We start from the raw sequence: 23,499 nt of genomic DNA, 5'->3' as shown, positions 1-23,499 counted from the left end.
CGCTCTACTGGCTTCAACTGGCTACGGCTGGTCGACTCCGAACTCGTAGGCCACTTCCCGGCGCACGTCCGGAATGACGATGTCGGCGGTTTCCACCGGACGTCCGTCGGTGTCGTAGATGGTTCGCTCGATCTGGAGCACCAGGTCCCCGACGCTGATCCCCAGTAGGTTCGCCTGTGCCTGGGTGGCACGAGCCGGGCGCGGCAGCTCGACCACGGTCTCGATGTCCACGCCGATGGAGCGCATGCGCTCGACCACCCCCTTTCCCGCGAGGGGGCCCGTCTCCGGCAGTACGATCGGCGTTCCGTCCGTGATGGCCATCGGCTCCCAGGATTCGGAGAGCTGGACGGGTTGCCCATCGGCGAGGAATTCGTAGTGCGTGTTGACGCAGAGGCCTCCGGGGCTGATGGCGAGCCTCTCGGCGATTGGCTCAGGGGCGGGGACGCGCGCCTGGCTGTGCGAATCCCAGGCGCCGGCCTTGCCCCGCTCCTTCATGCCGGCACGGGAGGGGGAGCCGCCCCGGCGTTCGCGGTGCCGCGAGCGGACCATCCGCAGGCGCTCGCGCGGCATGCGGACGTAGGTGCCCGAGCCGGCGCGTCCTTCGAGGAGGCCCCTGATGATCAAACCGTCCATGGCCCTCTGCATGACGTTGCGCCCGACCTCGTACTCCTCGGCGAGCTGCGCCCGGGACGGCAGGCGCTCCCCGATCTCCCACTCTCCCGCGAGAATCCGTGCGCGCAGCGCGTCGGCTACTGCAAGGTACGGCGCCTCTCGGGGCATTTGTGACCCTCCGGTTGCTCTGCTGCGCGGCAGCTGGTGATTCCAGGCGGCGTTGGCAAGCTACTGCACCAGGTGAAAGCTACTGGAGTAGAAATACGCTCGGTGCTCTAGCGGCTACGGAGGTCCGTATGACGCGAATCGGAATCGTGCCGCCCGCGCGGCTTACAACGGCTGACATCATGAGGCGGATCCGCCGTGATGGCCGTTTCTGGCAGGGGAGTTGAGCGTTCGGTCCGATGTGGGGACGTCGCCGTGGATCGTGTCGGATGAGCTGTGGGACCGCCTTGAGCCGCTGCTGCCGCAGCGACCGGCGCTTCCGGTATCCGGGCCGCAAGCCGTTGCCGGACCGGCGTTCCTGCTGACCGGCGGGAGACGCAACGACCTCACCCAGTTACTGCCGCTGCTCGACGCGATCCCGCCGGTTCGCGGCCGGGTCGGGCATCCCCGCCAGAAACCGGACTCCTTGTTCGCCGACCGCAGCTATGACCACGACATCTACCACGGCCAGGTCCACGCCCGCAGCATCGTGCCCGCGATCGCCCGCCGCGGCACCCGGCACAAATCCAGGATGGGCACCTACCGCTGGGTGATCGAATGGACCTTCGCCTGGCTGCACGGCTTCCGGCGCCTGCGGATCCGATGAGAACGGCGAGCCGACATCCACGAAGCATTCCTCAAACTCGCCTGCTGCCTCATCACTCATCGACAACTCGGTTCATCGTGTGAGTACTGCAACTGCGTCTGACGTGATATGCCGCAGCTCTATGGGCTGTGGCCTCGTCGTTTGTAGTGGCTGTGGCTGGCTTGGTGTTGTGGTCGGCGGCGCCAGTGGGACCGATGGAGAACGAAGTCGGTGGTGTGGTGGGCAGGCCGGGTGAGACGAGTGAGGCGAATGATCAGGTGTTGGAGTTTCGGGGACGCTGAGCGGGACGAGCCCGGCTGATCCGTGATCAGTTCATTGATGCGGTGGTCGAGATGTTGGCGGGTGACGGCGGTGTCGTTGCAGCGGGTCGCCATCACATGGAAGACATCCGGTCCCGGCTCGCACCACCGGCCGCGGTAGCCCCTCTGTCGTGGTCCAGCTGACCGGTGTGGCCTTGTTGGCGGCAGCAACGCGGGTCAGGCAGCACCTTTCGGTCCAGGCCGCCAGGATGTCGTCGGCGAAGTCGTCGACGAGCCGGACCCTCGATCGGCGGAGGGTCAAGAACAAATGAGTCCAGCGGTGCGGGACACGCGCTTACGCAGGCTCACTCACGTAAGCCCGCCATTCCCCTTCGGCGCAGGCACCCAGGCTGGTGATATGGCGCTCGCGCAGCCAGCGGTCGAGCCGCATCCACTCCCGGCAGGTGGCGAGCATGTCCGGGCCCGGACGTCCGGTCCCGGGCCTGCACTCCCCCGGTCTTGCAGGTAGGTGGCCTTCCTGCCCACGACGATGGCGACCGGACCACGACCGGGTAATGCACTTGCCAAGGGATTGGCCGGGAAACGCCGGCACAGGATGCAACGGGCAGAGGCACACGAGCGGGGCGGGCCCGAGCTGTGGGGATAGCAGTGGGTAACTGTTCGAGATGCGTGGGTGTCGGGGCGCTGTTTCGCTGATGAGGCCCGCTCTTCCCGACAGATCCAGGAGTGATCATGAGCGTTGCAGGTGAATCCGGCCGTGCCCAGCAGTTGCGTGCCAAGGCGCAGGAGATTAAAGACGAGGCCGCGCGCACCAAGGACCCGAAGGAGCGTGAGCGGCTTACGGACCGGGCCCGCCGACTGCAGGAGCAGAGCGAGCAGGAGAGCCGCGGCGGCAACCAGCACATGGACCCCATGTAGCCGGCCCCGCTACCCACGCCGGCCGGTGCCTCCAGCGCTCTGAGCGCCAGAGGCACCGGCCGGACCATGTGTCACTGCCGCTGCGGGCGCCCGTATTGTGCGCCAGGCAGCTCCTCACGCTGCCGGTCGTTGGCTCCAGCGGGCGGCGTATAAGCGGGACCGCGTAACGGTCAGGCCGACGTTGCGCACCTGCAGTGAACCGCCCCGCCCCCAGCGCCGCCGTGTCGACCGCACGCGCACTGCCCCATCCTCAGCAACTCAAAGCGGCCTGGCCTATTGGGCGGGGCCCTTCGCGTTTCCACGCCCGGCCTCAACGGCGGCCGGGCTGTGGGCAAGTGAGAATCGGTGAACGGGGTTATCCAAGACGGCTCCGACGCCGTGAGCACACCAGCCACAGCGAGATCATTCCACTGGATCTGATCCTTCCAGCAGATGAGGGTGGGTTCCGGCCGCGAAAGCGAGGATGTCACGGACCGCTTCGATCAGGCTCCCGAAATGACGGTGCACGCCATCCACCGCGACAGGAGTGTTGACCCCCCACACCGTCATGCCGGCCCGAAGCCCGGACCGCACTCCCGACGGGGCGTCCTCGATGACCAGGCAATGCCCCGGCTCGGCACCAAGGCGCTCGGCGGCCTGGAGATAGGGAATGGGCGACGGCTTGCCTTCCTCGACGGCGGCCGCGTCCACGATCAAGCCCGGGACCGGCAACCCGGTCCGGACGAACCGTCCGCGCACCCGGTGCTCATAGTTCGAGGTCACCAGCGCCCACGACCCGGGCGGCAGGCCGGACAAGAGCTCCGCCGCACCGTCAAACGCCGCATAGACACCGGACCGAACATCCTCGTCCTCCAGCTCGTGCAGCACGGCCAGGCACTCCTGCGGATCGCGATCCGCAGCGACCTCGGCAAAGGTCTCCAGGGGCCTCGTCCGCAGCGCCACCTGATAGACCCAATCAGGATCCAGCCCGTATCGCTCTGCCCACGTTCGCCAGACCCGGCGCTGATTGTCCACAGCGTCGATCAACGTCCCGTCGACATCGAACAGGACATACCTCTTGGGGCCGGTCTGGCCGAGTTCGCTGGTCACGCCATGATCATGCCATCGGGCCCCGACCCACAGTGGCGGGACAACCTCCAGCCGCTCACTGCCGTGGGGAGCGCTGTGGGTGACGAGCGTCCGTTCGGTTGTCATAATCAGGTCGTGCGCTACGAACTTTGGCATGCGGAGAAAGGGGACTTCACTCCGTGCGCCGAGGGAGTGGAAGGGTTCAGCTCGGGAGCCGCTTGACGATAGCGCCTCGTTGGTAAGCGTGTTCGAAGCGGACTCCTGGGAGCTCGCGATGACCCAGTACTACTCCACTCGGCGCAGGCGGCGGCTGTAGCGCTTGGGCCGGTGCGGATTCCCGGTCCGGCGCCCGGAGTCCCGGGGCACGGGTACCGGTCCGGCGGCGGAGGCGAGGTGGCCGGCGTCGGCGTAGGCCGCCAGATCCCCTGCCGAAACAACGAATTCCGCTCCAAGGATCGGGCCCATCCCCGGGAGGGATTCGATGATCTCGGCTTGCGGATGCGTCCGGAACGCCGTCTTCATCTGGTGGTCGGTCCGCTTGATCCGGTCGTCCAGCGCCAGGATCTGGCAGGCCAGGTCCGCGACGATCTGGGCGGCGACATCCTCGCCAGGCAGCGTGGTGTGCTGGGCCTCAGCGGCTTCCATCGCCGTGGCGGCCACGGCGTCCGCGCTGCGCACGCTGCGGTTGGCCAGCCATGTGGACAGCCGGCTCCGTCCGCGGCGACGGATGGCCTGCGGGGTCTGATAGCTGGTCAGAAGCACCAGCGCACCCTTGTGACTGGAGTAGTCGAAAGCCCGCTCCAGCGCGGGGAAGACGCCGGTGAGTACATCGCGCAGTCGATTGATCATCCGCACCCGGTCGGCGACCATGTCGGAGCGGTGCGCGGTCAGCAACGCAAGGTCTGCGGCCAGCTGGGCGGGCACGCCGATGGTGGTGAAGTCGCGGCGCTGGCGGGCGGTTTCGGCGGTGACGTAGGCGTCGCGGGCGTCGGTCTTGGCCTCGCCCCGATAGGCCCCGGACATGCGGTTGACGGTGCGGCCGGGCACGTAGACGGCTTGCTGCCCGTGGGCCGCGAGCAGTGTCGGCAGAAGTGCCGAGGTAGTGCCGGAGATGTCCACCGCCCAGCGGACCTCATACGCGAGGTCGAGGATCTCGCCGATTGCGGTCAGGATCGCCGACTCGTCATTGTCGATCTTCTTGGACCACAGCGTCGCTCCGGTCTCGTCCACCACCGCTCCCCGGTGGTGGCCCTTGCCTGCGTCGATGCCGGCCCATAACCGGCCCTGCCTGCTGATGTCCACGCTCGCTCCTCGTGCCGTGAGACTCGCTCGTCGGCCCGAGGAACACCCCGCCATCAGCTCCGTAAACAGCGACAAGATCGCAGATCCCAATCAGCAGCCAGGGTGCCCCGAAGGGCCGGGCGGCCACTCCTGGCGAGCCACTGAAGACAGCTTCACGTAAGCCACACCCGGCCCTCCCTGGCCATCCAACAACTTACGGAGCTTCGCGTGCGTGTCTACCCATCGTCGATCGATCTGTCCAGCCGCACGCTGCGATTCCTGAACCGACAACTCGCCGCCCGGCAGGGGGAGATCGGGGCGCGGTGGCGGCGCCTGCCGGTTGGCCGGGACACAGCCCCACGCACCGTTGTCGAGCTGGGTCCCCCAGCACGGAGGGCTCACTGCCCAGCTGCGATGACGGCACCCGATCAGTGGGTGCGGTGGTCGTACCCGTTCAACAAGCGCCGCTCCGGCAGGTCGTACCGCCGGACGAGGTACCCCCGTACGTTGGGACGAGGACCCGACCAAATCCGCAGACCAGCCGAAACGTGGCTCGTACCGGAAGGAGGTCTCATTGAGGACGTGGAGATTCGCTGCGAACTCTCAGCCCTGTTCAACGGTTGAGCTGTTCCAAGGTCCGCACTCCTCGGTGACGCCACCGCCATGGCACGCACCTGCGGCCTCCACCCCTGCCTCCACTGCTCACGGCACAGTGGAGGCATGAACCCAGACGACAGGAACATTCTGGCCCGGGCACGCGTGGCCACCAGGCTTCCGACCAAGAACCTGGACCGAGCGCGACGTTTCTACTCCGAGCAGCTCGGTCTGGAGCCCGTCGATGAACGGCCCGGTGGGCTGCTCTATCGGTGCGGAGGCGTGGACTTCGTACTGTTCCGATCGACGGGAGCCTCTTCCGGCACCTTCACCCAGATGGCGTGGGAAGTCGACGACATCGAAACGGTCGTGTCGGAACTCAAGCGGCGCGGCGTGGTGTTCGAGGAGGTCGACGTGCCCGGGTTTCGAACGAGGGGCGGGATCGCCGAGATCGACGGGAACTACCCGAGCAAGGGCGCGCGAGGTGAACGCGGCGCCTGGTTCCGTGACAGCGAAGGAAACCTGCTGGGCATCGGCGAGCCGGTCGTCTGAACAGAGCAGGACCGCCCTCGGGGCGCGGCGACGCCCCGTGTCGAGCGCTCTGCCGCGCCCGAGGAGGCCGAGGGGGCGGTGTGGAGCCGGCGCAGGGCGAGGCCGGCCCGGGCCAGCGAGGTCGGCCGTCGGCCCGTCGCCGTGCCGGTGTCCGCTACTCGATGACGAGCTCGACCGGGATATTGCCGCGGGTCGCGTTGGAGTAGGGGCAGACCTGGTGTGCCTGCTCGACCAGCTTGCGGCCGGTGGCCTCGTCGACGGTCTCGGGCAGCTCCACGCGCAGCGTGACCGCGAGACCGAAACCCTCACCCTGCTTGCCGATGCCGACCTCGCCGGTCACGGCGGCGTCGCTGACGTCGATCTTGGCCTGACGACCGACGAGGCCCAGAGCACTGGCGAAGCAGGCTGCGTAACCGGCGGCGAACAGCTGCTCCGGATTCGTGCCCTGGCCGCTGCCGCCCATCTCCACCGGGATGGCCAGCTGCAGATCCAGCTTGCCGTCGGGGGTAACGGCGCGGCCCTCGCGGCCGTGGGTGGCGGTGGCGACGGCGGTGTAGAGCGCTTCCATGGAAACCATTCCTCTCGAAAGTCATGTTCCAGCGGCGCTGTCCGGCCGCTTCCACAAGGAAAGCACACAATTAAATTGTGCACAACTGAATGGCACGCAGGAGCTATGCTGGATCCATGACCTCCATGCCCAGCCCGAGCCGCGAGGCCCCGTCCGAGGCCGACTACCTCCGGCTCGACCAGCAGATCTGCTTTTCCTTGAACGCCGCGTCACGCGCCTTCGGCAGCGTTTACCGCGTGCTCCTCAAGGACCTCGGGCTCACCTATCCCCAGTACCTGGTGATGCTGGCGCTCTGGGAGCACGGCGAGCTGCCGGTGAAGAAGCTGGGAGAACATCTTCGGCTCGACTCCGGCACGCTGTCGCCGCTGCTGAAACGGCTGGAGGCCGCGGGCCTGGTACGGCGCGAGCGCAGCGCCCAGGACGAGCGCTCGGTGCATATCCAACTCACGGACGAGGGCACGGCACTGCGCGAGCGGGCGCTGGCCGTGCCGCGCCGGATCGCGGCGGCAACCGGCTTCGACCTGGACGAGATCAGCAGCCTGCGGGCCCGCCTCAACCGGCTCACGGCAGCGCTGGACGCGGCAGCACTGGAGGAAAACCCGAGCTGCGCCGACGTGGCGTTCGAGAAGTAGCACCGAACGGAACCTCTCGAGCATGTGCGAGAGGCGGTCCGACGGACCATGGCCGGACAGCCCGTGTAGCCAGCCACCCGGGGCGTCGGCCGGCGGTGGTACCGGCCGGAGGCCTGCGGAGGTGAGGTCGTAAACGCACTGCTGCCTGATGAATCCGGGGTAGCACGCCCAGTCCGGGTTCGCAGGCTGACCGATCAGGAGAGGCAGAAGCTGCAGCGGATCGTGCGACGGGGCAGTACCAGCACGGTGCGGTTTCGGCGGGTGATGATGCTGCTGGCCTCGGCGGGCGGGAACACCGTCCCGGTGATCGCCCGGCTCGTCCAGGCGGACGAGAACACCGTCCGTGACGTCATACACCGGTTCGACGAGGTCGGGCCGGCCTGCCTGGACCCTCGGTGGGCGGAAGGCCGTCCCCGCCTGCTCGGCGATGACGACGAGGACTTCGTCATCCAGACGGCCACCACTCGCCCCACCAAGCCCTTTACCCGCTGGTCGATCCGGAAACTCGCCGACCACCTGCGGCGCAGCGCCGTCCGTCCGGTACGGATTGGTCGCGAGGACCTGCGCGGCCTGCTCGTCCGCCGCGGCATCACCTTTCAGCGCACCAAGACCTGGAAGGAGTCGAGTGGTCCGGACTTCGACGCCAAACTCGACCGGATCGAGTATGCGCTCCATGAGCGGTCCGGGCGGACCTTCGCCTTCGACGAGAGTTCGGGTCGCTCGGCATCCGCCCCATCGCCGGCTCCTGCTGGGCCGAGCAGGGCAGGCCCGAGCGGCTGCCGGCCACCTATCACCGCACGCATGGCACTACCTATTTCCACGGCTGCTACTCGGTCGGCGACGACACCGTGTAGGGCGTCAACCGGAAATCGCCTTCGGCGCGGCTGTCGCGTGGCGAAGTCATCCCTGCTCTCGGGGTGCGTCCAACGCCGCAGCCGCGAGGGACGCAGCAGGGCCTGTTGATGATGCGTCAATGACGGGACACCGGGCCTTGCGCGTCCCGGTGTCCCAGCGACGTCAGTCAGGCGATCTCGGCCCGCTGTTGTGGTGCGATGCAGGCGTCGTGCAGCAAGCGGAGGAAGCGGGTGTGCTGCTCGGGTTGCAGCAGCATGCTGCCGATACACCACATCATCGAGAAGGCCGCCTCCATATCCTTCGCCGAGGCGCTTGGTGACTGCCCGGGAGACCCGCGAGGCCGGAGCAGCCACCAGCCCGGACGGACAGCTGCCTCGTAACGGTGTGGGCCAAACCCGGCCGCAGTCAGAGGAGCAGGTGGAGCAGATGCGCGCAGGCTACCTGTTCGCTCGGGTGGCGGGCGATGACCTCATACCTGCCGCGTTCATACACACCGGTCTCCCACGCCCCGTCGGATGCCTGTCGCAAGAACAGAAAGTCCGTGGGGGTGGGGACCGGTTCGTGGACGCCCTCGATACGGTAGTAGCCGTCGGCCACTCCCGCCTCGCTCAGCACCGCGTGCAGTTCCCGGCGTTCCACACTGAGGCTACACGCCGGCGGGCGCGAGGTAGCTATGCTCCAGCAGCCACTTGACGTTCAGCCGCTGCCCCTGGCCCGGATCGAGGAAGACCGCGTCGAGCTTGATCTGCTGACCGCCCCCCGGCTGCTCGAACCACGGGGCGATACTGCCCTGCCACACCCAGAAAGGCTTGGCCACCTTGTAGACGCGGTAGTCGCAAGCGACGTCCGCTTCACGGGTGTTGAGGTTCTGCGGTGGCAGCGCGCGCTCTGCGTACGCGTCACCGGCGGGCGCCAGATAGCCGCCGTACTCAGAACCGAAGCGGTCCAGACGCTGGCCCGGGCGCAGCTTGGTCGGCTCCTTGTCGATCTGACCGTTGACCTGACCGAAGCCGTCGTTGGGCGGGTACTTCCAGCTGCCGGAATCGGCAGGACCTTCCCAGTACTTCTTCAGAAAGGCCTGCGGAGACAGGGCTCCGGTGCGCTTGTACCCCTCCAGGAGCGGGCCCACGGGGGCCAGTCGCCTGTTCGGAAGCCACTTGGGGCCGAGCCGGGCATCGTCGCGGAATTCACCTGTGCAGGGCTCGTGCCGGGCTACGGATGCGGGCGACCGGCCCTCCGGCTTCGCTGAAGCGCTCGCGGCTGGGGCCGTGACCAGCCCGGCAGTGATGCCAAGCACGGCAAGTACGTTGCGCATACGGTTCATTCAGAAGTCCCCTCAGGTGCTGACGATCAATCACGATGGCTGACGTAGAGTAACCTTTCACTTACTCAGAGCGTCTGCGCTATGCCGTTTTTGGACACGAATCAGCACGGCATCCCGGCCTGGTTCTGTTCGGGGCGTGCCGGATACTGCGACATCTGGTGCACCTGTGCACACCAAGAGACCTTTGTCCTGACGACGAAGGAGCTTGAAGAGCGCAACGGCCAGGAGCGCGGTCCAGCACTCCTGCAGAGCGATGCACCGGCCGGCCGCGGTGCGTCGCGGCAAGCTGCTGGAAAGGCCGTTGATACGGAGCTTCGTACGTCCCCGCGTTGCCGGCCCGCAATCGGCCACGTGCTGGGCTACGACGACGGCGTGGCCACCGGCGCAGCCGACGAGGCCCGGCTGCGGCCGGGCGAGAACGAGCACACCGTTATGTCGGCGAAGGCCTGGCGGCGGGGGTTGCCATGCACATCGGCCGACTGCCGGGATGCCCCTGCCGGCGCCGAAGCCGCCTACGATCGCGACGAGTCGGCCGAATTCGATGAAGACCGCATTGTGCTCTTGCTGCACTGCGGGTCGACAAGCCTCGGCTCCACGCCAGCGGCGGTGGCTCCGCGCCGCGAGGCAGTCCCTCGGTGCAGCGGAACTCGGCCCCGCGCGAGCGGTGTGACTTCCCAGGAGCCGCGACGTCCGGTACGTGACACCGAGGTGTCTCGGCGGTGGGACGTCCTCGACCAGCGTCGCCCCCAGCACCACAACCGCGTTCACCGTCCCCGAACAGCCCGAGCGCGGCAGGTCCCACAGCGACGCGGCCCCGAGGCCCGCACCGGTCACCCCACTTGAGCGCGGTCGGACGGGACATCCCCCGGCTGAGCGGCAAACTCCGTATTGGGCGCACCATCCGAGCCCAGCAGCGGGATTCAGGCGGTACGGGACGACTGGACTCCCGCGCCCGAGCACCGCTGGGCGCGATCAGTTGTCGAGTTCACACGGAGCTGGGGATGAACGCGTGCCGTGACCGGGCTTCTATGAAGGAAGTACATCGAGGCTCGGCTCCTGCACGTGGTGTGCGCACAGTGCGGGGTGCCGACGAAGGTGGACCGCCGACAGGATGGGCAGCACCGCCCTGCGGAGGCGGCCCGGGGCGGGTACTCCCCGGCCCGCACCGGCGCCCCGGGCCGGGGAGAGGTGAGAGAAGAGATGCGCTTCCCCAAGGAGAATGAGGTGTCAGCGGCGACGCCCGCTCCCCCATATCCGCTGGCCAAGGCGATTCTGGCCATCTAGGACCAGCTCAAGGCAGCACACCCCAGCGAGCCGTGCTTCTACCTGACCCTCCAGGGCACCCACGACGAGAGTCGCGGCAAGGGGCTGGGAATGGGCCTGCCGGCCGAGAGCCCCATGCGCATCGACGCCCACGCCGCTCCCGCCTACCTGAAATCCTCCAACCCCGCAACATCCCGCTGTACGAGAGCGTCGGATCCACCGCTCGTGACCAGGTCACCATCACGACCGGCCACACCGCCACGGTCATGTGGCGCCCGGGCCGCTGACCCAGCGGCCCGCCCAGCGGCGTCTCGCAATGCTTGCAATCTCGGGCTGCTGGAGGCCGAATGGGGGTTCAATACACCCCGACCATCATCTCGGTGCCAGTGTTCTCCACCAACGTCGGCCCGGCCTGCAGATCCAGCCGCCTGCGCGGCCGGAAGCCCGGGTCCCTCCCATCAGTGAGCCCACTTCACAAACCGGCATGGGGCGTCGCCATCGGCACGCAAGTCCATGCGGGGCGATCCGCGCCGGCAGTCGGTTACCCGCCCGCGCACGGAAACCACGCTAGTGCAGCCTCCAGGTGAACTTGCCGCCGCCCACCCACCGGACCACGTCCGGGTCATCGAGGTCGTGGACCGTGATGCCTGCGGCCAGGGCGGTGAAGAGCACGTCCGTCATCGATGTTGCCGCACTGACGACCTCCCCGTCGATCTCCACAAGGCGGAAGGGCGGATCACCTGGCTGTACTCCCAGCACGGTGATCCGAGGCGTCGAGGTACGAGGGCTCGCACTTTCGGTCATGCATAGATCCATTCCACGCCACGGTCGGCAATATGCCCTGCGGCAGGATGGGTAACGCGACTTCACATGACACCACCCCAGCGGCCGGACCGGCTGCCCGTCGGAAGGCGGACCCAGCAGTCCGCAATCGGACCCAACAGTGCGCGTCGAGACCCGCCGGCTGTTCACCTGTCCCGAAACGCCGGCGGGTCAGCGGGGCAGACCGGTCAGGGCGAGGACCTCGGTGCGCGATCGGGCGTCGGTGCAGCAGGCCCCGGAGGGCGGAGGTCATGGTGGTGGTGCCGGTGGCCTGGACGCCGCGCAGGGTCATGCAGGTGTGCTCGGCTTGGATCGCGTCGCCGAAGCCTTTGGGTTCCAGCTGGGCCTGGAGCCAGCCGGCGAATGGTTCGGTGAGGCGTTCTTGTACCTGGGGACGGCAGGCGGAGTGCTCCAGGATGCGGGCGAGTTTCGGCAGGTCCAGAATCCGCTGTCCGGGTGAAGCAGCCGATGTGGCGATGGCGACGAATGGCAGGAGATGGTGCTCGCAGACGGACCTCAGGGGGATGCTGCGGGCGAGGACCAGTTCGTCGTAGCCCTCGCCATTGAGGAAGGTGGCCAGGTCGAACGGGCGGGGGGTGAACACTTCAGCGTAGGCTCGGGCGATCCGGCCGGAGTGCCTCGTGGGCTCTCGGAATCGGTGCTGATACCCAGCGCCTCAAGGAGCTGCCCGGTCGCGAGTTCTGCGGCCGCAAGTCCACCCCCCTCCGAGTCATACACCACGCGCAGGGTGGCAGGCGGCGGTATCGAGTCAGGGAGGCGTCCGGGGCTATGTGCAAGGTGCCCACTCCTTTCGGTGAATGCCTCGCGCAAGCCTGGCCTCAGCGGGCGCCGAGCCGCTATCAAGATCACTCAAACGTCGCCGTTCAGTCTTTTCACAGTGAAATGAGGCATCCATGAATTTTTGTCGTTTCTGGACTGCTGTCGCTGCTGTCACTCTCGCAATCGCCAGTAGTGTCACGGCTTCCCCCGAGGCAGGCGCAGCGGCGGGGTGCCGCGGCAATGCCTGCGATGGGAAGAACCCACACACAACCCACTGTGACCAGGACGCGCGCTACCTCGGTGATCCGATCCGCCTGAGTGGCGGTCCGGCCGTCCGGCTACGGACGTCCGCGAAGTGCAGTGCCTCCTGGGTGCTCATCGAGAAGGGAGACCACGCATGGCAGGGACGGATCGAGATCCGCGGCGGTAGGTCGTACCACGTCAACGCCACCTCCTCCCGGCCTGCGTACTCCTTGATGGTCGGGAGCAGCCACGCGTACCGTGCCTGCAAGCTGGACGTCGACGGTGCCTGGATCTGCGGCCGCTGGTACTGAGTACACGTCAACTCCGCCACTCGGGTGTGAGGCAGTGGGTGCGGACAGGATGCCAAGCGCCCCGTCCCCGGCAGCTGCGGCAGCGCTGCCGTTTGCGCATGAGAAGCTTCTCACCAGGTGGTTGGGGCGTCGCGTAGCAGTTTGGTTCAGGCGGATCTGGAGGCTCCGTCTTCTTTGGATGCACTGGATGCACTCTTCGGTGCGGTAGCGCATCTGGACGCGGTGGTGTGCAGCGTTCGCGGCCGAACTGACCGCTGTCGACGGCATCACGGAGGCACTGAACAGCCTCACCACACCCGTCTGCGTCGCATCGAACGACGACCACCACGGCATCAGGCGAAACCTGGAGATCGCAGCGCTGAGCGACCACTTCGCGGGGCACATCTTCAGCGCCGGCGACGTCCCCCGAGGCAAGCCTGCTCCCGATCTCTTCCTGCACGCTGCCCGCTCCATGGGCGTGGACCGCGGGCGGTGCGCAGTGATCGAGGACAGCGCGTACGGAGTTCAGGCAGCCCGTGCCGCCGGAATGCGGGCCTTCGGCTACTGCGGCGGTCTCACACCGGCCTCGCGGCTGAAAGGACCGGGCACCACCGTGTTCGACGACATGCGCGAACTGCCTGAACTTCTGGCGACCGCTACCCACTGAACTGCTGCAGCGCCTCGCCCTCGACCATTGAGAAAACATGCCCATCTCGTAAATGAGCAGGTCATAGCCAGCATCAGTGCCGGAGATCGAAATGACCTCGACATGCAGGACACCGTTGCACAGCAGGCTCCTTCTCAGCACGTCACTCGACCGGGGTGTGCTGTTGGGATGCCGGCAGGCCACACGGCGGCGAGCCCTTCGGCGCGTCATGGAGGAGCCGGACCACCCTCCGGGGAAACTTTCGCCATGACCAACGCGATGAAGGCAGTCCTTGAGGGCGGCCCCGACGATCTTCCTGAGCGGATCGCTTCCATCACCACGCCCGGGCTCGACCTCAAGATCCCGTTCCGTGGTGGATACGAGCACTTCAAGGCCACGACGCGCCACGAGGAAACCGCCGAGGGCCAATTGCCCGTCTACGAATGGTGGGAGCGCACAGAAGTGCCAGGGTGAGAGGTGCGTAACTGACCTGAGGTTCTGTCCTGCCACAGCATGAGTGATTGAAGGCTGCCTGGCTGAGCCGGGATGCCGTCACCGGTCCCGGCCGTTAGCGGGCAGCCCGGCTCTCGTAAGCGCGAGTCGGCGCTCCGCGGAGTCTGCACAGACGCGTCTGCAGGCGAGCCGACCGCGATGCCGGTGTCAGTGCGGCCGGCGGTCCAGGCGCCGTCCGGTCAGCGCCGGCCCCCGTGGCGAGACGCCGAGTACTCGCCGAGCGGTGGGTCATATGCCTGCCCGTCCTCGGCGGCCACCGCATGGTGATCGCTGCCCCGCGGTGCCGCTCTCGGCAGTAGCACCGAACATGCGAGAGCTCCTGCCGACGAAGGCAGCAGGAGCTGAAATCAGTGCGCCAAGAACACATCGACAGCGCGCCCGGTTTGCCTCACTTGTCACCGCTCGCGTCAGCCCAAGGGTCCGGCGGTCCGGGCGGCCGGCACGAGCCCGCGGCAAACGGCCGGCCGACGGGCCTGGCCGACGGGTGGTGCGAGTCAGTGAGGCGCAGGGTGCGGACTGCGGACGGAGCTCGGCCAGGTAGAGCGCTTCGGCTTCCCAGCGGACACGGGTGTGCGCTTCATCGGCGATCTTCATGGTGAGTGCGCGGTCAGGGCGCCGTCGCCGGCCTCGTCGAACAGATGCCTGGCGAGTTCGGCCAGGTGCCGGGAAGGTACCCGGTCGGCCCGCGTGGCAGGGGTGGCTGTGCGTGCCACGACTCGTCATCGCCACACCGCACCCTGACAGGGGAAGGGCTCACCCGCACACCCCTTGCGGCAGTCGGCAGGAGTACCGACACGCTCGCCTGAGTGCAGTAACCCGGGGCGCGCAGCGAACCTCCCACCGCAAAGCTATGGACATACGCGCTCCCGCCGTCCCCTCGGTGAAAGACAAAGAAGGTTTTCCCGTGCGTCTGTACCGAATAGCGTTGTGGTTCACGGCTCCTGTGGCAGTTCATCTCATGGCGGCACCGCCCGGAGTGACGACGGCCGGTGCCGTCGGCGATACAACGCCGGAAGGCCCCCTTTCCGTATGGCGGGCCGAAGCAGTTCCGGATTCGGCCGTCGATTCCGCGCTGCCGTTCCCGGCCCTCGGAGCGAGGTCAGTCGCATTCCCCCGTGCAACACCTCGGCCCGCCATCGTGTTGCGTACACAGTGGCGGGCAGACGAGACCAAGCGCGACCCCCGTGCCCACTACGCGCAAGGGGTGACGGCGGTCTTCATCCATCACACCGACACCCCCAACGGCTACGACTGCGCCGACGTCCCGCGTACCCTGCGCAATCTGTATACGGGCCAGACCCGTGACCGGGGATGGGGAGACCTCGGCTACAACTTCCTCGTCGACAAATGCGGCACCATCTACGAAGGCCGCGCCGGCGGTACCGACCGCCCCGTCGTCGGCTCCCACACCCTGGGGTTCAACCAGGGCACCACGGGCATCGCGGCGATCGGCACCTTCGGACGAGGCACGCCCGTCCCGGCAGCCATGGAACACGCGATCGCAGCTCTCGCCGCCTGGAAGCTCGGTTTGAGCGGCATCGACCCCACCAGCAAGGTGCGGCTCACGTCCACGAACAACAAGAGCCGCTTCGCCAAGGGAACTTCGTCCGAATTCGACGCCATCTCGGGCCATCGCGACGGCTATGCCACCAATTGCCCGGGAGATGCACTGTTTGCGCGGCTCCCCGCGATCCGGAAGATCGCTGCCGGCCTCCAGGGCAGGTCCCCACGAGCACCCTCTGGTGCCGGCCTGCCCACGAGCTTGCGGAGCCTCCAACACGCCAGTCACTGACGACTCATCAGAACGCGCACGGCTACGGACGTGGACACGATGAAAGTCAATCGCAAGGGCCGGCGATAGCGGGGCCGTCGGCCCCGCAGGCGGTGACGGTCTTCAGGCGGATCGCAACAGCGCGGCGACGGGGCCCTTGGCCGGGTCGAGGACCGCGGCCGCGATCCGGTACTCCCCTGCCAGCGACGCCCACACCTCGTCGAGCAGTTCCTCGGGAGTCCGGGCCCCCGTGACGGCCACGGCGAAGGGCGGGGCGGTGGCGACGTCCACGCCGTTGGAGCGGTAGGTCGTCAGCAGCACCACGTCTCCCGGCTCCAGGTCCTTGACCGTCAGCGTCATGACGTTGGCGGAGGTCCGGGCTCCGCTGCTGGGACGGGCGGCGCCGAACACGGCGGTGTGCGGGCCCTCCTTGCTGAGCAGAGCGGTGATCCGGGAGGTGAGGATCGGCGGGTCGGGCTCATGTGCGAGGTCGCCGAGCGAGTCGGTGGCGGACGCCCCGGTGCGCAGCCGGTCCGCGACGGTGGACACCTGCTCACCGTTGCCGAACACCAGCCAGTCAGCGGTCGTCTGTGCCGCGACGTAGTGGCGCAGCACGTCGTGTGCGGACGCGGCCGTCGGGGCCACCACCAGTTCGTCACCCCGCGGCAGCAGCGTACGGTCGCGGGAGGCGGCGCTGCGGCCGGTGAGGAAGTAGCCGCCGTACACCTCGCCCGAGAGCGTGCGGGCGCAGAACACACCCCGCCCCGGGTAAGGGTTCTCGGTGAGCAGAGTGGTGAGGTCGGTCATGGTGCCACGTCCGTTCTTGCCGTCGTCGCGGTCGATGCCGCGGCGGCCGGGCCGGGTAGTCCGGCGGCCATTCCGATCTGTTGAGGTGTCAGCAGGGTGTGCAGAGGCACGTCCAGGCGGGCCAGCCGGTCCGCGGTGCCGTTGTGCCGGTCGACGATGACCCGGGCACCGACAACATGATGCCCCATCCCCTGCAGCAGCTCCGCGCAGCGTTCCAGGCCGACGCCGGTGCCCGCCATGTCGTCGACCAGGGCGGACGAACTGCCGGGCGGGAAAAGGGTGCTGAGCAGTCCGGCCACGCCGTATTCCTTCGGTCCGCGCCGCAGCGTGGCCCGGCACCGTCTTCGTCCAGCTTTCAGCGACCAACGCAGTGGCCCCGCCCGCTCAGTAGTAGTCGGCATCAGCGTGGACGCCCACTCCGATTGCCGGACCTCGGCGCGCGGGCCGAACTCCCCTACATGCGGCTTCAAGTCGAGCACCGGTGTCCCAGCCACTGCGTCAAGTCCACTGACATGAACATCCAGGCCGTCCACAGCTGCGATCCGACAACGCGAAACGGCAAGCCTGTTGGGACGCCGTCGACTACGTTGCGCAAAGATTCCGACCACGGCTCCGCCATCCCGTCCGGGAACAGGGCGAGCACCGGAGTCAATCTCCTGGCTGTCAACCTGATCGAAGAAGAACACCACTTCAACACCGGTGGCCGAGCGCTGCAGTTGGCCAGTCCGAGCACGGTAGTTGGCCGGCCGGACCGTCCCATGGCGCGGCTCCACTGCGGCTCGAAGCCCGGGTGGACGCCCGTCATGCCGCAACTGGCGTTCCACAGCTGTGCCGCGGCGAGGGCGTCGGCGAAGTGGCCGCGGACGGGCGGTAGGAGCGCTTCGGCCGGTCGTCCGTCCTGAACTGCAGATCGTCCAGGTCCAGTCGCCCGGACCTCGCGGCAAAGCTGCCGACCGTCACGGCGCGGCCCGCCCGCGCGGCCGACAGCAGCGGCGACAGCCACCGGGGCAACGCGAAGTGCCCGAGGCGATTGTCCCGAGCCTGAGCTCGTTGCCGTCCTCGGTCTCACGACGTAGCGGAGGTCCAGCTGAAGGTGCCGCACCCGCACGCCCGGGACACGGGAACGGATCGACACCATGGCGGCTTCGGCCTTCGCGGGATCCCGGCTGCCCAGAACAACCCTGACTCAGCTCCCGGCGAGCTGTTCCGCTACGAAGTACCCGATGCCCGCGTTGCCGCCCGTGACCAGAAGGGCGCTGCCATCGGCGCGCAGCAGCCGATCAACGTCCCACGGGTGGATCTGGGACAGGGAGGGCATGAGGCCGGCTCCTTTGCTCGGGATGACGGGATGGTCGCGAACAGCACCCACGCACCTCTCGGGCGCGCCCCCTGCTCCAACCCCTGCTCCAAGGTCGCGGCAGCCATCGGCAGATCACCTACGGCTCACCGCCAACTCCGGCAGACCACCGACAACGCGACCGAAGAAGCAGTCCATCCTTGTGGTTTTCTTCCAGCGGAGATGGTGCTCTCCCATCGCTCCGCATCCTCACGCCCGGGCTGCGGAGCGAAGGCGTGCGGCTGCGATGGACCGACTGCGTGCCGCGGTGACGGCTCCCACCGCCGGCATGGCCGACACGGCCAGGCCGATGGGTCCGTAGCCGCCATCGGACGACACCGCCATCACCACCACCTCGCCCGCGGACAGCGTGGTCCCCAACACGAAGCAGGCCAGGCCGCGCACGGGGGTTGAGGCGACCAAGCGCTGGGGCGCGACAGCCAGTACCCCGCCCGTCGCCACGCCCAGCACAGCCCCCACAGCGAGGGAACCCAGCACGGCGACGGATGCCAGCACGGGCTTCTCAAACGTGCTTCCCACCGGCCCCTGAATCAGCCGCGCCAGTCCGACCACCGCCCACAATGTGGCGCTCATCCCCGCTGGGATTGCTCCGGCTCGGATGCCGAACACCAGCCCACGCCGCACCACGGCGCCCGACGCCCCCATGTTTCTCTCCCCCAGTTCATGCGCCGAACTTCTGCTGCAACCCGACGCCCAGCCCCAGACGATGCGCGTCCGTGGGGCCGCGCCATTCTCGCAGGCCGACGGGAAGCGGTCGGTCAGTGTATCCAAGCGCACCGGCCTGTTCGTCGGTACCGGTGACAACACCGGAACCGGCCCAAGAGCGACAAGGGCCCGAACGCGATACTTGGCCACTGCGGCGCTCAGTGGCTCGTGGGGTCGGTTCGGAGCCCGAAGGCGCCGCCTTCGATGAGGATGAGTAAACCGATGGCGATCAGGGCGAGCGGCTGCAGGATGTGGCCCAGGCGGCTGAGGGCCTTGGCGATGACCGGGCGGGTGGCGAAGAGCTTCCCCGTGAAGCACCACACCGCAACCAGGACGAGGAACACCACGGCGTACACGCTCATCCCGCCGACGTCGGCGGTGGCGAACACCGGGATGCAGACGCCGATGTTGTCGCCTTCGTCGGCAGAAGTGACCGCGGACGGGCGCGGGCCCTCAGGGGCAGAGATCAGATGCCGCCCGACAGTGCCGCGCGTGCGGAGGCAAGGATCTCGTCGGACAAGGGCGATTCCTTGGTGGCGCGGGCGAGGACGAGTGCGTCGGCCATGGTGCAAAGTCGGGCGATGCCGTCCTCGTCATCGGTGGCCAGCCAGCGTGCGAATTCGCTCACCCCTTCGGCGTATGCGCGGTGGGCGTCATCGTCGCCGGGGTCACGTGCCATGTCTGCGGCGAGCGCGGCAGCGGGGCAGCCTGTTGCGGCGTTGTCGCGATGCCGGGCGGAGAGGTAGTAGTCGATCAGGGCCCGCTGAGCGGCATCGCGCTGTCCACCGTGCTCTTCGAGTTCAGCCGTGCGCAATCGCTTGTGTCGGCCCCCGGCCGGCCATGGTTGCAGCCCGCCGTGATCGCTCTGGTCATCGTCGCGGCCTTCATCAGCTGCTGTGTCGGCCTGCAGCGCGACCCCTAACCGCACCGGCTGCCCATCGCGGTCACTGCACCTGCGCCACCGGTTCCGGCTGATCGCGGGCGTCTCGGCAGCCGCCGGTCTCCTCGCCGCCGTCGTCGCCGGGCCCATCCTGGGCGTGGTGTCCGTCCCGGTCATCCCGCTGGCGTTCACGCTGACGCTGCCGGCGGCTGCCGCAGCGTTCACCATCAAGCTTCTGGGCACCTACCTCGCCTCTGTCGGCGTCCCCGTCGCGACGTCCTGCTACCGCGTGGCACGTGCGTTCGCGCGGGACACGCGCGGCACGGAAGCGCGCGGCACCCGTGGCCTGCCACTGGGGGCAGCCATGCTTCTCCCATGGCTCCGAGGCGTACGCCGCGCAAGAGGGCCATCCCCCGGAAGCAAAGACTTTGACTCTGAAGGAGACGCACCGATGGTTACCAGCGACCTTGTTCTCGTCACGGGAGCCGGTGGCGGCACGGGCGGCGTGAGCCGCATCGTCCTCGACTTGCTCCTGGCCCAGGCAGTGCCGGTGCGCGCGATGGTGCACCGCAACGACCATCGCGCGGATGAGCTGCGCGCACTCGGCGCCGAGGTGGTCGTCGGCGACCTCACCCGGCCCGCCGATGTCGCGGCTGCCCTCGACGGTGCCGGCCGAATGTACTTCAGCATGAGTGTGTCGCCGGACTACTTGCTGGCGGCGACCGTGGTGGCCACCGTCGCACGCGAACGCGGCGAACTCGACTGCCTGGTGGACATCTCGCAGATGACGGTGTCCCAGATGACCGCCACCAGTACTACCGAGTCGCACCAGCAGCGGCTGCACTGGCTCTCCGAGCAGGTGCTGAACTGGTCGGGCCTGCCAGTGGTACACGTACGGCCCACGATGTTCCTCGACAACCCGCTCTTCACCACGCTCGCCGCGCACTCGATCCGGGAGAACGGCACGCTCGCCCTGCCGTTCGGCACCGGCCGCACGTCACCCGTTTCGGCGGACGACGTGGCACGGGTGGTCGTGACCGTGCTTCGCGACCCGGCCCCACACCTGGGTCACGTCTACGAGCTGACCGGGCCGCGCTCGATGGACATGAACGGCGTAGCAGAGGAGTTCTCCCGGGGGCTGGGCCGCCCGGTGTCCTATGCGGACGTCCCGCTGGACCAGTGGACGGCTGCGGTGCTCTCAAAAGCAGGACTTTCGCCGCACACCGAGCAGCACATCGAGACCATGGCCCGATTGCACCAGGAGAACCGTTACGACCGCGCGACCCACGACGTCGAACGCATCACCGGTCAACCGGCGCAGACGATCGAGTCGTTCGTGGCCGCGCGCCGGGACCTCTACCTCGACTGAGCCGACCCGACGAATTCCCCGAACACCCCGCAAAGAAAGGTGGGGCCCCATGACAGAGGCGAGCGAGCACTCCGGAGCGTACTCGCGCAGGCTCGGGTGGAGATCGCACGGATCCGAGCACGGGAGGATCGGGCTGCCAAGCGCCGCTGACGACGAGCGATTCACCCACACAAGCCTTCCCTACCACCGACGTTGAGCCCACTACCACGCGCGGGGACAGGAACCGTTGGACTCGCAGGCGGCAGGTGCAGGTGTCGAGGTTCCGGATCGGTTGGTCACGGTCTGCGTCGCCGCTCAACGTTCCTCGTTCCGGAGGGTGGGAAGGCCGAGGTCGACCGTAGCGCCGTTGTGGGATCTCCGGTCGATCCGGGCATGCTTGTCGTTGGCCCCGGCCAGGCTGGTCTGTACGCCCTCGACCTGGCCGAGCCAGCCTTCACATTCGGCTTCGGCGATGCGCGCGACGAGGTTGTCGCGGATCTCCACGGTACGGAACCGCTGAGCCGGGCCGGGCCGGTGCATCGAGCAGCGCAGGCAGGCTTCTCTGAACTAACGGAATGCCACCGTGGTGTGTGCTGGCTCCGGGAGGACTCGCGTCAGCCAGTCGGCGATGTCAGTGACGACTGCCGGATCCACGTGTTGCGCCGGTGCGTACTCCGCAGGCGTCGACGGGCCGGTGCCGGGGAAGAACAGATGGTTGTCGGGGTCGTAGACGCGGATCGCCACGTCCGGGCGACCGGCGAGGCCGGCCTCCCACCGTGCCAGGTCGTCGGCGACGGTCACTTGGTAGTCACGGCCGCCCTGGAGAATGAACATTGGCTTGTCCAGGGCCGCCGCGACGTCGACTGGGTCGTAGTCGCGCAGGTCCAGCCAGTACGGGGCAGCTATGCCGAGCGGCAGCTCGCTGGTCGGCGTCGACGAGGAGAGGTCGGGACTGTCCACCATCCTCGCCTGCCTGGTGAACGCCTCGATGGCGGGCTCGGCCAGGGCGGCCGTCTCGGGATGCGACGCGAGGTAGCGGACCACCCGGACGGCGGCCCAGTGCATCGGCTGCGCTTCGCCAGCCAGGAGGACCAGCCCCGCAACGGACAACTCGGCGGCCGCCACGCGCGGGGCCACGGTGGCGCCCATGCTATGGCCCAGGACGAAGACCATGGCGGGGTCCACAGCCGGGTGCTGCCGGAGCAAGTGGACGGCCGCGATCGCGTGCGGCAGGTACTCATCGGCCATAGTGAAGTCGCGAACCTTTGCAATCTCGCTCCGATGGGCGTGCGTAACTTTGTCGAACCGCAGTACCGTCACGCCGCGGCTCGCCAGCCCCCAAGCGAGATCCTTGCCCAGCTTGTTCCGCCCCATCGTCATATCGCGGTCGAACGGTCCCCCACCGCCGAGCAGCACGACAGCGGGCCGAGGCCCCGACCGCCGCGGCAGGCTCAGTGTGCCAGGCACCGCGAGTGGACCCGAGCCGACTGTCACGTCTTGCTCATCGAACTTCTCGGGGTCCGCGTAGTCGGGCGGCTCCCATGGTTCGACGGCAGGCACGACCTGGAGGTTGACGAGCCGGCCCGCGTCGTCGACCGACACCACCACCGTCAGCTTCTGGCGCTCGCATGTCACGGGAATCTTCACAGCGACCACCCCCGCCCCAGCCGGCTCGCTCACGGGTACACCGGTGGAGGAGATCGGGCCGTACTGGCCGAACGCGGCTGCCCAGCCGACCCGGAGCGCATCGGCCGTGACTTTTGCGCGCAGTGGCGGCGCGAACAGGTCGCGGATATCCGCGAAGCGTCCCTTCTGCGCCATGTCGAGGACAGCTATGCCTGTCGGCACCGGCTCGGTTCGCATCGTCAATGCCCCCACATCTACTGTTCTTAAGTTTGAGAACGGTATCACGAGTGAGATAGTAGGGCGGTGGACACTCTGGAACTGCTTGCACATCCCGTACGGCTGCGGATCGCGCACGCCATGCGCGGCGGGCGGACGCTGACGACCTCCCAGCTGTGCGCCCGGATGCCCGACGTCTCGAAGGCCACCGTGTACCGGCACGTCGGCCTGCTCGCCGACGGGGGTGTCCTGGAGGTGGAGGGCGAGCAGCGGGTGCGTGGTGCTGTGGAACGCCGGTACCGGCTGCGTCAGGAGCGGGCGGTGATCGACGCCGACACGGTCGCGTCGGTGCCGCTGGAGGACCACCGCCGTGTGTTCGCCGTGGCGATGGCCGCCCTGCTCGCCGAGTTCAACGCCTACCTCGACCGAGATCACGCCGACCCGATGGCCGACTCCGTGGGCTATCGGCAGCATGCGCTTTGGCTCAGCCAGGACGAGCTTGCCGAGATGATCAGCGAGTTGCGCAGCGTGATCGTGCCCCGGCTGAAAAATGAGCCCGCGCCGGACCGTGCGCAGTACCTGCTCAGCCCGATTCTGTTCCCGATCGAGGAAGGCGCCGTCTGACGGGATGGGCCATGGGGCGGGCTCCTGGGTGCCGTTGGCGCGGGCGGCGATCTGGGGGAAGGCGGGCAGACCGAGGTGGAGCACCGTTGACCTGCGTTCCTGCTGGGCGTCGAGTGGGGTGAGCTTCCCCTCT

General features: G+C 68.0%; 22 protein-coding genes and 9 pseudogenes. 12 read left to right on the top strand and 19 right to left on the bottom strand.

Going from position 1 to position 23,499, the window contains the following annotated elements; translation table 11 throughout:
* Positions 1-21: 21 nt before the first annotated feature.
* Positions 22-780 (bottom strand): GntR family transcriptional regulator, encoded by a 759-nt coding sequence (locus ACGFU7_RS18480; protein ID WP_393697036.1) that lies wholly within the window; start codon positions 778-780, stop codon positions 22-24.
* A gap of 349 nt (positions 781-1,129) precedes the next feature.
* Between ACGFU7_RS18480 and ACGFU7_RS18475 the strand changes: the two are divergent.
* Together ACGFU7_RS18475 and ACGFU7_RS18470 are read left to right on the top strand one after the other, a co-directional pair.
* Positions 1,130-1,525, top strand: a pseudogene (locus tag ACGFU7_RS18475) (transposase); the annotation flags it as partial.
* Between the two features lie 890 nt (positions 1,526-2,415).
* On the top strand, positions 2,416-2,601 hold the full coding sequence (locus tag ACGFU7_RS18470) for a DUF6381 family protein (RefSeq protein WP_393697034.1): 186 nt from the start codon (positions 2,416-2,418) through the stop codon (positions 2,599-2,601).
* Positions 2,602-3,003: 402 nt separating this feature from the next.
* Here the strand turns inward: ACGFU7_RS18470 and ACGFU7_RS18465 are convergent, their stop codons facing one another.
* Together ACGFU7_RS18465 and ACGFU7_RS18460 are read right to left on the bottom strand one after the other, a co-directional pair.
* Positions 3,004-3,690, bottom strand: coding sequence for an HAD family hydrolase (locus ACGFU7_RS18465; protein ID WP_393697032.1), 687 nt, complete (start codon positions 3,688-3,690; stop codon positions 3,004-3,006).
* 270 nt (positions 3,691-3,960) lie between these two features.
* Positions 3,961-4,965: pseudogene (locus tag ACGFU7_RS18460) on the bottom strand (IS110 family transposase); the annotation flags it as partial.
* 213 nt (positions 4,966-5,178) lie between these two features.
* Between ACGFU7_RS18460 and ACGFU7_RS18455 the strand changes: the two are divergent.
* Positions 5,179-5,298 (top strand): annotated as a pseudogene (locus ACGFU7_RS18455) (IS5/IS1182 family transposase); the annotation flags it as partial.
* Positions 5,299-5,670: 372 nt separating this feature from the next.
* Positions 5,671-6,096, top strand: a complete 426-nt coding sequence (locus tag ACGFU7_RS18450; RefSeq protein WP_393697030.1) for a VOC family protein — start codon at positions 5,671-5,673, stop codon at positions 6,094-6,096.
* A gap of 154 nt (positions 6,097-6,250) precedes the next feature.
* Here ACGFU7_RS18450 and ACGFU7_RS18445 read toward each other — a convergent pair whose 3' ends face one another.
* On the bottom strand, positions 6,251-6,664 hold the full coding sequence (locus tag ACGFU7_RS18445; protein WP_383964266.1) for an organic hydroperoxide resistance protein: 414 nt from the start codon (positions 6,662-6,664) through the stop codon (positions 6,251-6,253).
* A 116-nt stretch (positions 6,665-6,780) separates the two neighbouring features.
* Between ACGFU7_RS18445 and ACGFU7_RS18440 the strand changes: the two genes are divergently transcribed.
* Both ACGFU7_RS18440 and ACGFU7_RS18435 read left to right on the top strand, forming a co-directional pair.
* A complete protein-coding gene (locus tag ACGFU7_RS18440; RefSeq protein ID WP_393697028.1) occupies positions 6,781-7,296 on the top strand; it encodes a MarR family winged helix-turn-helix transcriptional regulator in 516 nt (171 codons plus the stop codon).
* A 264-nt stretch (positions 7,297-7,560) separates the two neighbouring features.
* Positions 7,561-8,141 (top strand): annotated as a pseudogene (locus tag ACGFU7_RS18435) (helix-turn-helix domain-containing protein); the annotation flags it as partial.
* Between the two features lie 176 nt (positions 8,142-8,317).
* Here the strand turns inward: ACGFU7_RS18435 and ACGFU7_RS18430 are convergent.
* The 5 genes and pseudogenes from ACGFU7_RS18430 to folE all read right to left on the bottom strand — a co-directional run bounded on the left by ACGFU7_RS18430 (position 8,318) and on the right by folE (position 12,325).
* Complete coding sequence (locus tag ACGFU7_RS18430) at positions 8,318-8,446, bottom strand: hypothetical protein (RefSeq protein WP_393697026.1); 129 nt, start codon at positions 8,444-8,446, stop codon at positions 8,318-8,320.
* A gap of 110 nt (positions 8,447-8,556) precedes the next feature.
* On the bottom strand, positions 8,557-8,790 hold the full coding sequence (locus ACGFU7_RS18425) for a hypothetical protein (RefSeq protein ID WP_393697024.1): 234 nt from the start codon (positions 8,788-8,790) through the stop codon (positions 8,557-8,559).
* A 7-nt stretch (positions 8,791-8,797) separates the two neighbouring features.
* Entirely contained in the window at positions 8,798-9,475 is a 678-nt protein-coding gene (locus ACGFU7_RS18420) for a TNT domain-containing protein (RefSeq protein ID WP_393697022.1), read from the bottom strand.
* 1,830 nt (positions 9,476-11,305) lie between these two features.
* Positions 11,306-11,542, bottom strand: a complete 237-nt coding sequence (locus tag ACGFU7_RS18415; protein ID WP_393697020.1) for a hypothetical protein — start codon at positions 11,540-11,542, stop codon at positions 11,306-11,308.
* A gap of 189 nt (positions 11,543-11,731) precedes the next feature.
* Positions 11,732-12,325 (bottom strand): annotated as a pseudogene (folE, locus tag ACGFU7_RS18410) (GTP cyclohydrolase I).
* Between the two features lie 149 nt (positions 12,326-12,474).
* Between folE and ACGFU7_RS18405 the strand changes: the two are divergent.
* The 3 genes and pseudogenes from ACGFU7_RS18405 (at position 12,475) to ACGFU7_RS18395 (ending at position 13,993) form a co-directional block, all read left to right on the top strand.
* Positions 12,475-12,894, top strand: coding sequence for a DUF2690 domain-containing protein (locus tag ACGFU7_RS18405; protein WP_393697018.1), 420 nt, complete (start codon positions 12,475-12,477; stop codon positions 12,892-12,894).
* Positions 12,895-13,123: 229 nt separating this feature from the next.
* Positions 13,124-13,540, top strand: a pseudogene (locus ACGFU7_RS18400) (HAD-IA family hydrolase); the annotation flags it as partial.
* Between the two features lie 246 nt (positions 13,541-13,786).
* Positions 13,787-13,993 carry a DUF5988 family protein gene (locus tag ACGFU7_RS18395; RefSeq protein WP_393697016.1) on the top strand — a complete coding sequence of 69 codons (207 nt, stop codon included), beginning with the start codon at positions 13,787-13,789 and terminating at the stop codon, positions 13,991-13,993.
* A gap of 629 nt (positions 13,994-14,622) precedes the next feature.
* Here the strand turns inward: ACGFU7_RS18395 and ACGFU7_RS18390 are convergent.
* Positions 14,623-14,745 carry a hypothetical protein gene (locus tag ACGFU7_RS18390; protein WP_393697014.1) on the bottom strand — a complete coding sequence of 41 codons (123 nt, stop codon included), beginning with the start codon at positions 14,743-14,745 and terminating at the stop codon, positions 14,623-14,625.
* A gap of 425 nt (positions 14,746-15,170) precedes the next feature.
* Between ACGFU7_RS18390 and ACGFU7_RS18385 the strand changes: the two genes are divergently transcribed.
* Entirely contained in the window at positions 15,171-15,824 is a 654-nt protein-coding gene (locus tag ACGFU7_RS18385; RefSeq protein WP_393697012.1) for a peptidoglycan recognition protein, read from the top strand.
* Between the two features lie 102 nt (positions 15,825-15,926).
* Here the strand turns inward: ACGFU7_RS18385 and ACGFU7_RS18380 are convergent, their stop codons facing one another.
* The 7 genes and pseudogenes from ACGFU7_RS18380 to ACGFU7_RS18350 form a co-directional block, all read right to left on the bottom strand.
* Positions 15,927-16,610 carry an IMP cyclohydrolase gene (locus tag ACGFU7_RS18380; RefSeq protein WP_393697010.1) on the bottom strand — a complete coding sequence of 228 codons (684 nt, stop codon included), beginning with the start codon at positions 16,608-16,610 and terminating at the stop codon, positions 15,927-15,929.
* Positions 16,607-16,909, bottom strand: a complete 303-nt coding sequence (locus tag ACGFU7_RS18375; RefSeq protein WP_393697064.1) for a hypothetical protein — start codon at positions 16,907-16,909, stop codon at positions 16,607-16,609. Before ACGFU7_RS18375 ends, ACGFU7_RS18380 begins: the two co-directional genes overlap by 4 nt.
* A gap of 210 nt (positions 16,910-17,119) precedes the next feature.
* A pseudogene (locus ACGFU7_RS18370) lies at positions 17,120-17,296 on the bottom strand (TrmO family methyltransferase); the annotation flags it as partial.
* A 184-nt stretch (positions 17,297-17,480) separates the two neighbouring features.
* A pseudogene (locus ACGFU7_RS18365) lies at positions 17,481-17,928 on the bottom strand (SDR family NAD(P)-dependent oxidoreductase); the annotation flags it as partial.
* Positions 17,929-18,156: 228 nt separating this feature from the next.
* Positions 18,157-18,540: a hypothetical protein gene (locus ACGFU7_RS18360; protein ID WP_393697008.1), complete on the bottom strand. Its 384-nt coding sequence runs from the start codon at positions 18,538-18,540 to the stop codon at positions 18,157-18,159.
* 290 nt (positions 18,541-18,830) lie between these two features.
* The gene (locus ACGFU7_RS18355) at positions 18,831-19,244 is read right to left on the bottom strand and encodes a cadmium resistance transporter (RefSeq protein ID WP_393697006.1); all 414 of its coding nucleotides are present in this window, start codon (positions 19,242-19,244) and stop codon (positions 18,831-18,833) included.
* A pseudogene (locus ACGFU7_RS18350) lies at positions 19,139-19,471 on the bottom strand (TetR/AcrR family transcriptional regulator); the annotation flags it as partial. The gene ACGFU7_RS18355 and the pseudogene ACGFU7_RS18350, both read right to left, overlap by 106 nt.
* 532 nt (positions 19,472-20,003) lie before the next feature.
* On the opposite strand from ACGFU7_RS18350, the gene ACGFU7_RS18345 reads away from it, so the two are divergent.
* Positions 20,004-20,921: an NAD(P)H-binding protein gene (locus tag ACGFU7_RS18345; protein ID WP_393697004.1), complete on the top strand. Its 918-nt coding sequence runs from the start codon at positions 20,004-20,006 to the stop codon at positions 20,919-20,921.
* 294 nt (positions 20,922-21,215) lie between these two features.
* Here ACGFU7_RS18345 and ACGFU7_RS18340 read toward each other — a convergent pair whose 3' ends face one another.
* Both ACGFU7_RS18340 and ACGFU7_RS18335 read right to left on the bottom strand, forming a co-directional pair.
* Positions 21,216-21,404: a hypothetical protein gene (locus ACGFU7_RS18340; protein WP_393697002.1), complete on the bottom strand. Its 189-nt coding sequence runs from the start codon at positions 21,402-21,404 to the stop codon at positions 21,216-21,218.
* A gap of 63 nt (positions 21,405-21,467) precedes the next feature.
* Positions 21,468-22,811 (bottom strand): alpha/beta hydrolase family protein, encoded by a 1,344-nt coding sequence (locus tag ACGFU7_RS18335; RefSeq protein WP_393697000.1) that lies wholly within the window; start codon positions 22,809-22,811, stop codon positions 21,468-21,470.
* Positions 22,812-22,829: 18 nt separating this feature from the next.
* On the opposite strand from ACGFU7_RS18335, the gene ACGFU7_RS18330 reads away from it, so the two are divergent.
* Entirely contained in the window at positions 22,830-23,366 is a 537-nt protein-coding gene (locus tag ACGFU7_RS18330) for a helix-turn-helix domain-containing protein (protein ID WP_393696998.1), read from the top strand.
* Positions 23,367-23,499 lie beyond the last annotated feature (133 nt).

The sequence above is a fragment of the Streptomyces sp. NPDC048473 genome (assembly GCF_043200155.1).
In the GTDB taxonomy this organism is placed as follows: Bacteria; Actinomycetota; Actinomycetes; order Streptomycetales; family Streptomycetaceae; genus Streptomyces.
This window is presented reverse-complemented; position numbering and strand designations above follow the sequence as displayed.

What these genes read in the sequence shown, in the direction of transcription:
- ACGFU7_RS18380 (WP_393697010.1), bottom strand. Translation starts at nt 16,610, where the DNA reads ATGACCGACCTCACCACTCTGCTCACCGAGAACCCTTACCCGGGGCGG.
- ACGFU7_RS18445 (WP_383964266.1), bottom strand. Translation starts at nt 6,664, where the DNA reads ATGGAAGCGCTCTACACCGCCGTCGCCACCGCCACCCACGGCCGCGAG.
- ACGFU7_RS18470 (WP_393697034.1), top strand. Translation starts at nt 2,416, where the DNA reads ATGAGCGTTGCAGGTGAATCCGGCCGTGCCCAGCAGTTGCGTGCCAAG.
- ACGFU7_RS18345 (WP_393697004.1), top strand. Translation starts at nt 20,004, where the DNA reads ATGGTTACCAGCGACCTTGTTCTCGTCACGGGAGCCGGTGGCGGCACG.
- ACGFU7_RS18360 (WP_393697008.1), bottom strand. Translation starts at nt 18,540, where the DNA reads ATGAGCGCCACATTGTGGGCGGTGGTCGGACTGGCGCGGCTGATTCAG.
- ACGFU7_RS18420 (WP_393697022.1), bottom strand. Translation starts at nt 9,475, where the DNA reads ATGAACCGTATGCGCAACGTACTTGCCGTGCTTGGCATCACTGCCGGG.
- ACGFU7_RS18405 (WP_393697018.1), top strand. Translation starts at nt 12,475, where the DNA reads ATGAATTTTTGTCGTTTCTGGACTGCTGTCGCTGCTGTCACTCTCGCA.
- ACGFU7_RS18395 (WP_393697016.1), top strand. Translation starts at nt 13,787, where the DNA reads ATGACCAACGCGATGAAGGCAGTCCTTGAGGGCGGCCCCGACGATCTT.
- ACGFU7_RS18480 (WP_393697036.1), bottom strand. Translation starts at nt 780, where the DNA reads ATGCCCCGAGAGGCGCCGTACCTTGCAGTAGCCGACGCGCTGCGCGCA.
- ACGFU7_RS18415 (WP_393697020.1), bottom strand. Translation starts at nt 11,542, where the DNA reads ATGACCGAAAGTGCGAGCCCTCGTACCTCGACGCCTCGGATCACCGTG.
- ACGFU7_RS18440 (WP_393697028.1), top strand. Translation starts at nt 6,781, where the DNA reads ATGACCTCCATGCCCAGCCCGAGCCGCGAGGCCCCGTCCGAGGCCGAC.
- ACGFU7_RS18450 (WP_393697030.1), top strand. Translation starts at nt 5,671, where the DNA reads ATGAACCCAGACGACAGGAACATTCTGGCCCGGGCACGCGTGGCCACC.
- ACGFU7_RS18430 (WP_393697026.1), bottom strand. Translation starts at nt 8,446, where the DNA reads ATGGAGGCGGCCTTCTCGATGATGTGGTGTATCGGCAGCATGCTGCTG.